The following is a 12,475-nucleotide window of genomic DNA, read 5'->3' as shown; positions in this document are numbered from 1 at the left end:
AGGGACTGCGCTCCAGAAGGATCCACGCCATGAAAACCATTCTCATCGCCGCCGCCGCCGCCAGCCTGGCCCTGGCGGCCCCCGCCTTCGCCGACCCCGGCGGCCACGGTCACGACAAGGGCCACGACAAGGGCGAGAAGCACCACGATGGCGAAGACCGCGACGAACACCACGGCGCCTGGGGCCCCCCGGGCCTGGCCAACAAGCCCGGCCACATGCCCCCTGGCCAGTACAAGAAGATGTACAATCGCGGCCAGCGTCTCCCGACCACCTACATCACCCAGCGCTACTATGTGACCAACCCGCAGACATATCGCCTGCGCACGCCGCCCTACGGCTATCGCTGGGTGCGTGTGGACGACCAGTACTACCTGGCTCAGACCCGAAGCGGCCTGATCTCCGAGGTCGTCTCGGCCCTGCTCCGCTAGACCGACGCGCGCGCCGGGGCGATCCCCGGCGCGACGCCTATTTCGACGTCGCCGGCGCCCCCGGCAGCCTGAACTCCGGCGACCAGTGGGTGGCGGTGCCGGCCGTCACGTACCAGCAGATCACCATGGCGCAGATCAGGGCGCCCGGCACGTAGCTGTTGGTCCGTCGGTAGGTGAAGGCCGCGATCACGCCCACCATGGCCAGCAGGGGCACGAACTGGATGGCGATGATGGTGTTCAGCGACGCCGACGGCACGGCCAGCAGGCCGGTGGAAAACAGGCTGCCGTACTGGAGGGCCAGCAGGACGACGAAGCCCAGGCTCATGGCCAGGGCCGCGGTCAGGTAGGCGCGCACCGCCCCCTCCCCCTTCACGGCCAGGTTGGCGTGCAGGGCGCGCAGGGAGACCAGGAAGAAGCCGGTCCAGAGCGGCAGGTAGGCGAGCGCCATCACCAGGTGCGGGGCGTCCAGCGGCTTCAGCCCCAGGACCCAGAACCGGTAGTCGACCCCGAACACCGCCTGGACGGCGGCCAGCGACAGGTGCCCCACCGCCACGGTGATCACCGCGATGGCGAGGCTGCGGGGCCAGTCGTGGCTGAAGGCGCTCTTGCCGCCCTTGAGGACCAGCCCCAGCCCCAGGGTCAGCAGCCCGTTCAGCAGGGCCCAGACCAGCAGCTGGTTGGTGATGTATTGCGGGAACAGCTTCATGGGGAAGAACAGGTTTCCCACCTCCATGAAGGCGAAGAAGGTGGCGGCGGGCACGACCGCCGTCAGCATGGCCGCCAGCCACCACTTAGCCCCGCGCTCGGTGCCGACGGGCTCGGCGGGGCGGGCCAGGCCCGCCAACACCGGGACACCGAGCAGGACCTGGAAGGTCCCCAGCAGCAGGATCACAAAGCCCAGGAAGCCCGCCCCCGTGCCGACCTCCTTCCAGAGCCAGATCTGGTCGCCGGGCGGCAGGGGCCGCGCCGCGCCGGTCAGCCTGGTCTGGAACCAGTCCACCGCGTGGCCGATCCCGGCCGAGGAGAAGTGCTCCCACGGGTGGGTGATCGGGGGATTGTACAGCACCCGCGCGGTGCCCGCCGCCGGGTCGCCATAGAGGCGGCCCTCCACCACCGGACCGGTGGCGCCGAAGATCGCCTGCAGGGACTTCGACGTCTCGACGTCGCCGCCCTTGGCCACCTGCCACATCAGGGGGGCGAACTCGTCATATTGGCCGAACACGACGGCGAGGTTGCGCAAGCTACCCTTGGCGGCGGCCCCGAATACCGCCCCGATGGCGGGCGTCGAGCCCTCCAGCACCACGGCCTTGTAGGACCGCGGATAGGTCTCGGCCGCGGCCACCACCGGCCCGCCCCCCAGACTGTGGCCCTCCAGGCCGATATTGCCAGCGTCCACATAGTCGAGCGCCCGCAGGTAGCGCAGGGCGGCGGGCCCGCCGAAGCCCTGCTGGCCGACGGCGGCGCCGGAACCACCATGCCCGGTCATGTCCATGGCCAGCACCACGAAGCCGCGCCGCGACAGCTCGATGGCGAAGGGGCTCTGCATCTCGCGGGTGTTGATATAGCCGTGGCTGGCCAGGACCGCCGGCGCCGGCGTGGCCGCCGTGGCCGAGGCCGGCCGATAGAGCAGCCCGCTCATGACGACCCCCTTGTCGCCGGCGAACCGCACATCGGTGACCGTGACGCCGTGGGTGGTCTGGACGGCATGGGCGAGAACCGACCCCGCCAGGATCAGGATCAGCCCCAGGGCCAGGAGCCCGTATCTGCGTAGCATGGTCGCCTCCCCAGACGGTTGTTGGGGAGGACTATGGGGGTGGTGGGGAGGCTTGGTCCAGGGTGAGCGGTGCGGAGGCGGGAAGCGAACCTGCGCAGGGGTAGCGAAGAGCCGAGAATGGACCTCGCGAACGCCGCCTTCTATATGGCTGAACGCTGACAGTCGCTGCTGATCGAGGCCGCGATCCCGCTTGACTAGCGCGGCCTGCTCGGGCCGAAGCTGACAGCGAAATGATCGACATCTTAGAGATCGACGAGGTGAACCATGACGGCCCGATCCCTGCATCCTGAGACCCTGGCCCTGCACGCCGGATGGCGCGCCGATCCGACGACTGGTTCGGTGGCCGTGCCGATCCACCAGACGACGTCCTACCAGTTCCGGGATACCGACCATGCCTCGGCGTTGTTCGCCCTGCAGGAGATGGGCAACATCTATACGCGGATCATGAACCCGACGACCGATGTGCTCGAACAGCGCATCGCCGCTCTGGAAGGCGGCGCAGCAGCGCTGGCTGTCGCCTCGGGCCAGGCGGCCTCCGCGCTCGCGTTGCAGACCTTGGCCAAGGCCGGCGATAACGTCGTCAGCTCGACGGCCCTTTACGGGGGCACCTGGAACCTGTTCGCCAACACACTGCGCGACCAGGGCATCGAGGTGCGCTTCGTCGATCCCGCAGACCCTGAGAACTTCCGGCGCGCCACGGACGACAAGACGCGCGCCTACTACGCCGAGACCTTGCCCAACCCGAAACTCGAAGTGTTCCCAATCGCTGAGGTGGCGGCGATCGGTCGGGCATTGGGCGTCCCGTTGATCATGGACAACACCGCGGCCCCGCTGCTCTGCCGCCCCCTCGAGCATGGCGCGGCGGTGGTGGTCTATTCGGCGACCAAGTACCTCGGCGGCCACGGCACCTCGATCGGCGGCGTGATCGTCGACGGCGGCGCCTTCGACTGGGAGGCGACAGGAGATCGCCAGCCCGCTCTCAACAGTCCCGACCCCTCCTATCAAGGCGCCATCTGGACCCAGGCGGTGAAGCCGATTGGACCCGTCGCCTACATCATGCGTACGCGAACGGTGTTGTTGCGCGACCTCGGCGCTGCGATCTCACCCTTCAACGCCTTCCAGATCCTACAGGGCGTCGAGACCCTCCCCTTGCGCATGCCCCGACACTGCGAGAACGCCGACAGGGTTGCCGCCTGGCTGGCCGGGCGCGCCGGCGTCACGCGGGTCATTCATCCCAGCCAGCAGTCAGGCGAACCGCGGGCGCGGGCCGAGCGCTACCTCAAGAACGGCTTCGGCGGTCTCTTAGGCTTCGAGTTGGCCGGGGGCGTGAATGCGGGCCGCAAGTTCATCGATGGCCTGAAACTTCTCTACCATGTGGCCAACATCGGCGACGCGCGCAGCCTGGCGATCCATCCCGCATCAACGACTCACTCCCAGCTTGATGCGGAGTCGCAAACCGCCGCCGGCGTCTCCCCCGGCTACGTGCGCCTGTCGATCGGCCTTGAGCACATCGACGACATCCTGGCCGATATCGACCAGGCGCTGACAGCCGCAGGCTCCTGAACCCGCCACCCAGCCGGCGCGGTTCGTCACGGTGTTGGGGGACGGGACGAAGAAACGCCGGGCAAGGTGCGGCATCGCCCGATGCTCCCTGGATCAGGGCGTGCGGGCGTCTCCCTCTTCCGCTGGGTTCGGCCCTCGCCGGCAAGAGCGGATTTATCGTTAGCGAGCGCAACCTTCGGAGCTCACGCTGACAATCGCGTCATCGGCCCTGTCGGTGGCGCTTGTGGCGCCTTACATGCGCGGTAAAGGGAGACTTCCGACCATGAGCCGCACCGCCGCCAAACTGACCTCCATGCTGGGGGTGACCCTCGTCCTGAGCCTGATGGCGGCGGAGACCGCTGAGGCGCGGCGGGGCGGGAGCTTCGGCAGCCGGGGGATGCGGACCTATAGCGCGCCGCGGCCGACCGCGACGGCGCCTCAGGCGACCGCGCCGATCCAGCGCTCCATGACCCCCAACACCCAACGTCCGGGCGCGACGGCGCAGGCGCCGGCCAATGCGGCGGCGCAGGCCCAGGCGCCGCGGCGCGGCGGGTTCCTGGGCGGGATGGGTGGCGGCATCCTCGGCGGCCTGGTGGCCGGCGGGCTGCTGGGCATGTTCCTCGGCCACGGCTGGGGCGGCGCGGGCGCCGGGATGATGAACACCCTGATGCAGTTGGCCATCCTGGGCCTCGGCGTCGGCCTGATCGTGATGCTGTTCCGCCGCCGGCGGGCGGCGACCGCCGGCCCCGCCGGCTATGCGCGGGACAATGTGGCGCCCTTCGGCGGGGCGCGCGGGTTTGAACAACCGGCCAACAGCGGCCTGGGCGCGGGCTTCGGCGGCGGCGCCAGCGCCGTACCGCCGCCTCCCGAGCCGGAGACCGTGGAAATCGGCGTCACCCAGGCCGACCGCGACCGTTTCGAGGAACTGCTGAGCGAGGTCCAGTCCGCCTTTGGCCGCGAGGACTACGCCGCCCTGCGCGAGCGGACGACCCCGGAGATCATGAGCTACCTGTCCGAGGAGCTGAGCCAGAACGCCACCCAAGGCCGCCGCAACGAGGTGTCCGACGTGCGCCTGCTGCAGGCCGACGTGGCCGAGGCCTGGCGTGAGGACGACACCGACTACGCCACCGCCGCCCTGCGCTATTCCAGCATCGACGTGATGCGCGACCGGACCAGCAACGCGGTGCTGGAGGGCGACGCGGGCAAGGCCACCGAGACCACCGAGCACTGGACCTTCACCCGGCCACGCGGCGGGGCCTGGAAACTGTCGGCGATCCAGGAGGCCTGAGGGCCGGTCGACCCGGGAGTCGTTGCATCCGGGGCTCCGTGGGCGTCGTATAGGTTTGGGCTCGGGCCCCGGGCGGCGGACGGGCCGCGCGGGCCCGCCCAGAGTTCAGGAGCAGAGACCCGGTGAGTGAACCCCCGACCGACGAACCGGTCTCCGCCAAGATCCGCGCGCGCCTGCGGAAGTCCAAGAAGCGCTTCCACGCCAATGACAATATCGCCGCCTTCCTGGAACCCGGGGAGCTGGAGGCGCTGCTGGCCGAGGTCGAAGGCAAGTTCAAGGGCGTGCTGGAGAGCCTGGTGATCGACACCGAGAGCGATCACAACACCCAGGACACCGCCAAGCGCGTGGCCAAGATGTACCTGACCGAGGTGTTCCGCGGCCGCTACGCCGCCCCGCCGCCGGTGACCGAGTTCCCCAACGCCGAGTCGCTGAACGAGTTGATGATCGTCGGACCGATCACGATCCGCAGCGCCTGCAGCCACCACTTCTGTCCGATCATGGGCAAGCTGTGGGTGGGTCTGATGCCCAACGAGCACTCCAACCTGATCGGCCTGTCGAAATATTCGCGCCTGGCCGAATGGGTGATGTCGCGGCCGCAGATCCAGGAGGAGGCCATCACCCAGATGGCCGACCTGCTGATGGAGAAGGTGCGCCCCGACGGCCTGGCGGTGGTGATGGAGGCTGACCACTTCTGCATGCACTGGCGCGGGGTGAAGGACAACGAGACCATGATGATCAACAGCGTCATGCGCGGCTCCTTCCTGAAGGACCACCACCTGCGCAGCGAGTTCCTCTCGCTGCTGAAGCACAGATCCTGAGGCCGAGATGCTCGTTCGCTGCCTATATGCCAGCCGCCCCGCCGCCGCCCTGCAAGGCGCCGGCCTGGACCTGATCCTGGCCCAGTCGCGCAAGAACAACCCCGCCCTGGGCATCACCGGCCTGCTGTGCGTCTCGGACGACCTGTTCGTCCAGGTGATCGAGGGCGGGCGCGACGAGGTCTGCGAACTGTTCAACGCCATCGTCCGCGACGATCGCCACCAGAACGTCCGCCTGCTGACCTATGAGGAGATCAGCGAGCGGCGGTTCGGCAACTGGACCATGGGCCACGTCAGCATCGCCAAACTCAATCCGGCCCTGCTGCTGAAGTATTTCAAGAGGGTGGAACTGGACCCCTTCGACTGTTCGGGGGCGGCGACCATGGCCCTGCTGGGCGAACTGGTGGCCACCGCCTCGATCCTGAACCGCGCGGAATAGGCCCGCTTTCGCCGGGGGCGGCGTTGCGGGTGGACGGTCCGAGGCGCAGACGCCCCGCGCCGGCCCTCATCGCGCCCGGGGAAGACGGCGCTCAGCGCCCAAACTTCCACCACTCGCGACAATCCTGCACACACACTCCTCATTTCCGTCTCCGTTCCGACGTTCAAAGCTGCTAGGGAGCGGTCAAGACGGCCGGGCTGGCCGCGGGCCGTCCGGAGGGGCGCCAGTTTAGGGAGAGACGCGGGGACGATGGCCCAGCAAGGCATCGCCATTCGAGGACAGCGGAGTCTGCTGCGGCAGATCCGTGAGGCGCTGGCCGGCGGCGGGCCGGCTCAGTCACGCCTGGACATGGTGGTGCGCATCATCGCGCGCTCGATGGTGGCCGAGGTCTGCTCGCTCTACATGCGCGGCGCCTCCAACGACGTGGAGCTGTTCGCCACCGAGGGCCTGGACCCCACCGCCGTCCACGTCACCCGGCTGAAACCCGGCGAGGGCCTGGTGGGCGAGATCCTGCGTCTGGGCCGCCCGCTGAACCTGTCGGACGCCCCCAACCACCCGGCCTTCTCCTACCGCCCGGAAACCGGCGAAGACCCCTTCCACGCCTTCATGGGCGTGCCCCTGCTGCGCGGCGGCCGGGTGATCGGGGTGCTGGTGGTCCAGAACCGCACCGAGCGGGTGTATTCCGACGACGAGGTCGAGGACCTGCAGATCGTCGCCATGGTGCTGGCCGAGATGGTGGCCGGTAGCGAACTGGCCAGCGAAGGCGCGCTGAAGAACGCAGAGCTGGTGCCGCACCGCCCCGAGCGGCTGAAGGGCGCCAAGTTCGCCGACGGCCTGGCGATCGGGGTGGTGGTCCTTCACGAGCCGCCAGTGGCGACGTCCAAGCTGCTAAGCGACGACGTCCAGGCCGAGGAGCTGCGGCTGGCCGCGGCTATCGCCAGCCTGCAGGCCCAAATCGACCAGATGCTGGAGGGCCAGCACGGACTCGTCGAAGCCAGTTATGAGGTGCTCGACACCTACCGGATGTTCGCTCACGACCGCGGCTGGAACCGCAGCCTGGAGGACGCGGTGCGCAACGGCCTGACCGCCGAGGCCGCCGTCGAGCGGGTGCGCTCCGAACACCGCGCCCGGCTGGGCCAGGCCCGCGATCCCTATCTGCGCGAACGGCTGCACGACCTGGAAGACCTCAACGACCGGCTGCTGCGCCACCTGTCGGGCGAGGGCCACAAGCGGCGCGAGCTGCCGCCCAACGCCATCCTGATCGCCCGGAATCTGGGGCCCGCCGACCTGCTGGAATACGACCGCACCAAGCTGAAGGGCCTGCTGCTGGAGGAGGGCTCGGCGGCGAGCCATGCGGCCATCGTGGCCCGCGCTCTGGACATCCCCTGCGTGGGACGGCTGGCCGGCCTGCGCGACAAGGTGTCGGAGGGCGACGCGGTCATCGTCGACGCCGAGACCGGCGAGGCCTATCTGCGGCCACGTCCCGACGTCATCACGGCGCTGCAGGCCAGGCTGGAGGTTCGCACCCAGCGGCGGGCGGAGTTCGCCAAGCTGCGCGACACCCCGGCCTTCACCCGCGACGGGGCCAAGATCACGCTCTTGATGAACGCGGGCCTGGACGTCGACCTGGACATCCTGGCCGAGACCGGGGCGGAGGGCATCGGCCTGTTCCGCACCGAGTTCCAGTTCATGGTGGCCGAGGAGATGCCGCGCTTCAACGCCCAGACCGCCCTCTATGGCCGGGTGATGGACGCGGCGGGCGACATGGCGGTGACCTTCCGGACCCTCGATCTCGGCGGCGACAAGGTGCTGCCCTATCTGGAGGCCGAGCGGGAAGACAATCCGGCCCTGGGGTGGCGGGCGATCCGCATGGGGCTGGACCGGCCGGCCCTGCTGCGGCTGCAGCTGCGGGCGCTGATCGCCGCGGCGCGCGGCCGGCCACTACGGATCATGTTCCCGCTGGTGGCCAATGTGGACGAGTTCCGCGCCGCCCGCGCCCTGGTGGACCACGAGATCGCCTGGGCCCAGCGGCGGGGCCGCGCGGCGCCCTCGCGGCTGGAGGTCGGCGCCATGATCGAGGCGCCGTCGCTTATCTGGCACCTGGACGCCCTGCTACCGATGACCGACTTCGTCAGCGTCGGGACCAACGACCTGATGCAGTACCTGTTCGCCGCCGACCGGGGGAACCCCCGCGTGGCCGACCGCTACGACTTCCTGTCGCCGCCGGCCCTGCGCGCCCTGCAGCAGATCCAGCAGGCGTGCGCCGAGACCGGCACGCCGGTGTCGGTCTGCGGCGAGATGGCGGGCCGGCCCCTGGAGGCCTTCGTCCTTGTGGCGCTCGGCTTCGAGCGGCTGTCGATGCCGCCGGCGGGTCTAGGCCCCGTCAAGCAGATGGTGCTGTCCTGCGACCGCGAGGCCGCGCGCCGTGGCGTCTCGGCCCTGATCAAGAGCTCGGCCGGCTCGATCCGCAACGAGATCGAGACCCTGGCGCGCAAGACCTCCGTCGCCATCTAGACGGGCCCGTCAACCTGGGGCTAGGGCGCGGGTGGCGGCCCTGGCGGGGGCGCAAAGGCCAGCGGGGCCACGGCCTCGCCCGGCGTTCCCGCCACGACAGCGTCGTAGATCGCCCCGCCGACCGGGCTGTAGGTGATCGCCTCGGTCATCAGCAGGCATCCGATCATCGCGGCGAGTCCCCAGAGCCAGGCCGGGTGAACCCGACCGCTGCGCCGCTTGTCCGACCACATCCCAACCAGGGGGAAGATCATGCAGACCGCCAGGGTCGCCTCCCAGGCCCAGGGCGCGATCAGCGGCATGGGCAGCAGCCGCCCGAAGCCGGGGCCGAGCAACACCGACATCGCACAGAAGTGCAGGCGTCGGTGCCAGTCGCTCTGGCCCCGCATCAGGATCGCGGCCACGGTCAGGCCGGCGAAGGTCAGCAGCGACACAGGGTCGAAGACCAGGAACTGCAGCGGCTTGAAGAAGAACGGGACCCCGCCACGGCGTACGATCGCGATTGTCACAGCGAACCCCAGGACGAGCATGGGCACAACCCAGGCCGCCGCGAGCCAGCCAAGACGGCGGTGAAGGGCGGTGCGGCCCGTCGCGGCAAAAACGTTCTGCAGCAGGTAGATCACCACCCAGCCCATGAACACGATGGCATGGGCGTGGACGAGCGGCGGTGAGGAGAAGCTCGACCGCCCCATCGCCAATTGCACCGAGAAGCCGGCGACGATCACCAGAGCCATGGCGCCGGCGCCGCGCAGGAAGAAGCCCTCGTCCCGGCCGGCCGGCGCGGGCGATCCATCAGATACAGCAGCCATCTCATCCCCCCCGGGACTGTGACGCCGACCGATCGGCCCGGCCGGCTGACCATAATGTCGCAGCTTGTCGGCCTTGCGCCAAGTCTTGAGGGTCGTCTCGACCTGGGCCTCAGCTGACGGCGACGATCTCCACCTCGGCGCCTGCCAGCATGGCGGTGTCGCCGACGTGCTTGCCCATCAGGGCGCGGGCCAGGGGCGAGACGTGGGAGACGCTGCCATGAGCCGGATCGGCCTCGTCCTCGCCGACGATGCGGAAGGTCTGACGGCGGCCGTCCTCCCGGTCGATGGTGACGCCGCCGCCGAAGCGGACGGTGTCGGTCTCGGCGCTGGGTTCGATGAGCTGTGCGTTGGCGCGGCGGGCGGCGTAGTAGCGCAAATCCCGCGTCGCCCGCGCCATGGCCGTGCGGTCGGCCTCGATACCCCCGACATGCTGAGCCGCCGCATAGGCGGCGCGCGCGTCGGCCAGGGCCGCCTCGATGGCGGCCATGCCGGCGGGCGTCACCAGGTTCGGGTGCGGCGAGATCGGGCGGTCGGGGAGGTCAGCGGCGGTGGCCTCCGCATCCCCTTCCTTGGTGAACGCAACGCTCATGGAAAATCCCTCAGGGTCCGGAGCGTCTAACGCGCCAGACTGCCTTTAGCTCTCGACCTTGAAGGTCAGGCCCGCCTTGTCCGACAGCCGCTGCACCAACCGGTCGCCGAGCGCCGCGCCGGGCACCCAGATGCCGCCGGCCACGTCCGGCGCATTGACCAGCGCGATGGCCGTCTCGGCGATGATCTTGGAGGTGGACCCGTAACCCGGATCCTTGTCGCCATAGACCGAGACCTGGACCTTGCGGCCGTCCGGGGCGATGCCGATGAAGAGGCAGTCGTAGAAGCCCGCCTCGCGCTCGGCCTTGCTGGGACCCTCGCCCGGCTGCGGACCGCCCTCGGCCGGCATGTCGGCGAAGGCGGCCGGCGTCTTGGGATCGATGATCGACATCTCGTCATAGACGAAGTCGGTCCCGTAGGGGTGGCCCTGCAGCAGGTTCGAGCGGTGGACGTTCTTGGTGTTGATGGCGGCCATCATGAAGGGGCCGACGTCGGCGTCCACGTCCGGGTCGTGTTCCTGCTTGGCGCCAGTCGGCTGGGCGGGGCCCTCGAAGCCCGGGGTCAGGGCGAAGGGATTGATCATCAGGGCGAAGAGGCTGGGGTCCTTCTGCAGAGCCGCCATGGTGGCGCGGCCCGAAGCCGCCGTTCCGCCCGAAAGTCCGCCGAGCATCTTGCGCATCCGGCCCTTCACGCGCGGGACCATGGCGCCAAGTTTTTCCTTGGCGGTCTTCTGAGCGAAGTAGACGCCCAGCTCGAAGGGAATGGAGTCAAAGCCGCAGGAGAACAGGATGCGCGCGCCGCTCTGCTTGGCGGCGGCCTCATGCTTGCCGATCATCTCGGCCATCCAGTTGGGCTCCCCCGACAGGTCGAGATAGTCGGTCCCCTGGGCGGCGCACTCGGCCACCAGCTCGGAGCCATAGAGCTGGTAGGGGCCGACGGTCGTCAGGATCGCCTTGGCGCGTGCGACCATGGCCTTGACCGAGGCGGGGTCGGCGGCGTCGGCCACGATCAGGGGGGTGTCCTTGGGCGCGCCGATCTCGTCGCGGACGGCCGCCAGCTTGTCGGCGCTGCGGCCGGCCATGGCCCATTTGACGTCGCCGCCGACCCCGTAGGTCTGGGCGAGGTACTCGGCCACCAGCCGGCCGGTGAAGCCGGTGGCGCCATAGACGATGATGTCGAATTCGGCCTTCACGTTCATGGACGCGCCCTCCCGTTTGAATTGGCGCGGACCCTGCCGCGATTGAGGCCCATACGCAATTCTAGCCGAGCGCCAAAAGAAGGCGCTCTCACCTTTTGCTTGCGCGCTTTCGGACGGCGAACCGGCGTCCACTTCGCCTGAAAGCGCTGCGTGTGGCGCCCAGACCCATTGCGCAGTCGGCCTTCGGACGGCAGAGAACGGACATAGCCTTTTTCATTTCAACGAACCTGAGATCCATTTCCAATGTCTGAGATCATTGTTCCGAGACAATTCCGCGGCCCGCCCGTCACCGCCAACGGCGGCTACATCTGCGGCGTGCTTTCCAACGCGGTCGGCGGCCGTGGCAGCGCCATGCTGCGCAGCGGGGTCCCGCTGGACGTCGCCGTCACCCTGACGCCGTCCGAGGACGGTGGCGTGGTGCTGAGCAACGCCGAGGGCCAGCCGCTGGGCTCAGCCAAGCCCGCCGCCGACGACGCCATTCCGATGCCCCCCAAGCCCCCCACCGTGGAAGAGGCCAAGCGCTACGCGGCGGCGTCGCGCTTCGCCGAAAAGTCCCTGCACCGCGGCTGCTTCTCCTGCTGCATCGAGCGTGAGGACGGCGAGGGCCTGGGCGTACATGTTGGTCAGATTGATGGGGCCCCTGAGGGGGTGTGCGCCGGAACCTGGACGCCGCACGCCAACTTCGCCAACCCGGACGGCACGATGCCCGACGAGATCACCTGGGCGGCCCTGGACTGCTCGGGCTCCATGGCATGGTGGATCAAGACCGACACCCATGTGGGCCTGCTGGGCACCATGGCCGGCGAGGTCCTGGTCAAGCCGAAGGCTGGCGAGACTTATGTGGTGGTGGCCTGGGCCGACAAGGTCGACGGCCGTAAGTTCTTCGCCGGCGTCGCCCTGTTCGACTCCGCGGGCCAGGTGATGGCCCGCAGCGGCCAGATCTGGATCGGCCGCAATCCCAACGCCCCGCCCTATCAGATGCCCGCGGCGGCGACGGCGAACGCGTAAGACTTCTTGATCGTCATGGCCGGGCATGTCCCGGCCATCCATGATCTCCGAGGTTCAGCAAGCGTCCACGGCGGA

11 protein-coding genes are annotated in these 12,475 nt (G+C 69.2%); 7 read left to right on the top strand and 4 right to left on the bottom strand.

Annotated elements, in window-relative coordinates:
• Window positions 1–29: 29 nt before the first annotated feature.
• Entirely contained in the window at window positions 30–428 is a 399-nt protein-coding gene (locus JKL49_RS05845) for an RcnB family protein (RefSeq protein ID WP_215338939.1), read from the top strand.
• A gap of 37 nt (window positions 429–465) precedes the next feature.
• On the opposite strand, the gene JKL49_RS05840 is transcribed toward JKL49_RS05845, so the two are convergent.
• Window positions 466–2,202: an alpha/beta hydrolase gene (locus tag JKL49_RS05840; RefSeq protein WP_215338937.1), complete on the bottom strand. Its 1,737-nt coding sequence runs from the start codon at window positions 2,200–2,202 to the stop codon at window positions 466–468.
• A gap of 264 nt (window positions 2,203–2,466) precedes the next feature.
• Between JKL49_RS05840 and JKL49_RS05835 the strand changes: the two genes are divergently transcribed.
• The 5 genes from JKL49_RS05835 (at window position 2,467) to ptsP (ending at window position 8,800) form a co-directional block, all read left to right on the top strand.
• Window positions 2,467–3,765, top strand: coding sequence for an O-acetylhomoserine aminocarboxypropyltransferase/cysteine synthase family protein (locus JKL49_RS05835; protein WP_215338935.1), 1,299 nt, complete (start codon window positions 2,467–2,469; stop codon window positions 3,763–3,765).
• Between the two features lie 262 nt (window positions 3,766–4,027).
• A complete protein-coding gene (locus JKL49_RS05830; protein WP_215338934.1) occupies window positions 4,028–5,032 on the top strand; it encodes a TIM44-like domain-containing protein in 1,005 nt (334 codons plus the stop codon).
• Between the two features lie 122 nt (window positions 5,033–5,154).
• Window positions 5,155–5,850, top strand: coding sequence for a GTP cyclohydrolase I (gene folE / locus JKL49_RS05825; protein WP_215338933.1), 696 nt, complete (start codon window positions 5,155–5,157; stop codon window positions 5,848–5,850).
• Window positions 5,851–5,857: 7 nt separating this feature from the next.
• A complete protein-coding gene (locus JKL49_RS05820; RefSeq protein WP_215338931.1) occupies window positions 5,858–6,286 on the top strand; it encodes a BLUF domain-containing protein in 429 nt (142 codons plus the stop codon).
• A 249-nt stretch (window positions 6,287–6,535) separates the two neighbouring features.
• On the top strand, window positions 6,536–8,800 hold the full coding sequence (gene ptsP / locus JKL49_RS05815; protein WP_215338929.1) for a phosphoenolpyruvate--protein phosphotransferase: 2,265 nt from the start codon (window positions 6,536–6,538) through the stop codon (window positions 8,798–8,800).
• Between the two features lie 20 nt (window positions 8,801–8,820).
• Here ptsP and JKL49_RS05810 read toward each other — a convergent pair whose 3' ends face one another.
• The 3 genes from JKL49_RS05810 to JKL49_RS05800 all read right to left on the bottom strand — a co-directional run bounded on the left by JKL49_RS05810 (window position 8,821) and on the right by JKL49_RS05800 (window position 11,392).
• Window positions 8,821–9,606, bottom strand: coding sequence for a hypothetical protein (locus tag JKL49_RS05810; RefSeq protein WP_215338927.1), 786 nt, complete (start codon window positions 9,604–9,606; stop codon window positions 8,821–8,823).
• Window positions 9,607–9,715: 109 nt separating this feature from the next.
• The gene (gene greA, locus JKL49_RS05805) at window positions 9,716–10,195 is read right to left on the bottom strand and encodes a transcription elongation factor GreA (RefSeq protein WP_215338925.1); all 480 of its coding nucleotides are present in this window, start codon (window positions 10,193–10,195) and stop codon (window positions 9,716–9,718) included.
• A gap of 45 nt (window positions 10,196–10,240) precedes the next feature.
• On the bottom strand, window positions 10,241–11,392 hold the full coding sequence (locus JKL49_RS05800; protein ID WP_215338923.1) for a saccharopine dehydrogenase family protein: 1,152 nt from the start codon (window positions 11,390–11,392) through the stop codon (window positions 10,241–10,243).
• Between the two features lie 243 nt (window positions 11,393–11,635).
• Between JKL49_RS05800 and JKL49_RS05795 the strand changes: the two genes are divergently transcribed.
• Window positions 11,636–12,400, top strand: coding sequence for a hypothetical protein (locus JKL49_RS05795; RefSeq protein WP_215338921.1), 765 nt, complete (start codon window positions 11,636–11,638; stop codon window positions 12,398–12,400).
• Window positions 12,401–12,475 lie beyond the last annotated feature (75 nt).

Origin of the sequence: Phenylobacterium glaciei (assembly GCF_016772415.1) — a bacterium.
Lineage (GTDB): Bacteria > Pseudomonadota > Alphaproteobacteria > Caulobacterales > Caulobacteraceae > Phenylobacterium > Phenylobacterium glaciei.
This window is presented reverse-complemented; position numbering and strand designations above follow the sequence as displayed.

Coding starts and splice junctions, on each gene's coding strand:
- JKL49_RS05845 (WP_215338939.1), top strand. CDS start 30: ATGAAAACCATTCTCATCGCCGCCGCCGCCGCCAGCCTGGCCCTGGCG.
- JKL49_RS05840 (WP_215338937.1), bottom strand. CDS start 2,202: ATGCTACGCAGATACGGGCTCCTGGCCCTGGGGCTGATCCTGATCCTG.
- JKL49_RS05835 (WP_215338935.1), top strand. CDS start 2,467: ATGACGGCCCGATCCCTGCATCCTGAGACCCTGGCCCTGCACGCCGGA.
- JKL49_RS05830 (WP_215338934.1), top strand. CDS start 4,028: ATGAGCCGCACCGCCGCCAAACTGACCTCCATGCTGGGGGTGACCCTC.
- JKL49_RS05820 (WP_215338931.1), top strand. CDS start 5,858: ATGCTCGTTCGCTGCCTATATGCCAGCCGCCCCGCCGCCGCCCTGCAA.
- ptsP (WP_215338929.1), top strand. CDS start 6,536: ATGGCCCAGCAAGGCATCGCCATTCGAGGACAGCGGAGTCTGCTGCGG.
- JKL49_RS05810 (WP_215338927.1), bottom strand. CDS start 9,606: ATGGCTGCTGTATCTGATGGATCGCCCGCGCCGGCCGGCCGGGACGAG.
- greA (WP_215338925.1), bottom strand. CDS start 10,195: ATGAGCGTTGCGTTCACCAAGGAAGGGGATGCGGAGGCCACCGCCGCT.
- JKL49_RS05800 (WP_215338923.1), bottom strand. CDS start 11,392: ATGAACGTGAAGGCCGAATTCGACATCATCGTCTATGGCGCCACCGGC.
- JKL49_RS05795 (WP_215338921.1), top strand. CDS start 11,636: ATGTCTGAGATCATTGTTCCGAGACAATTCCGCGGCCCGCCCGTCACC.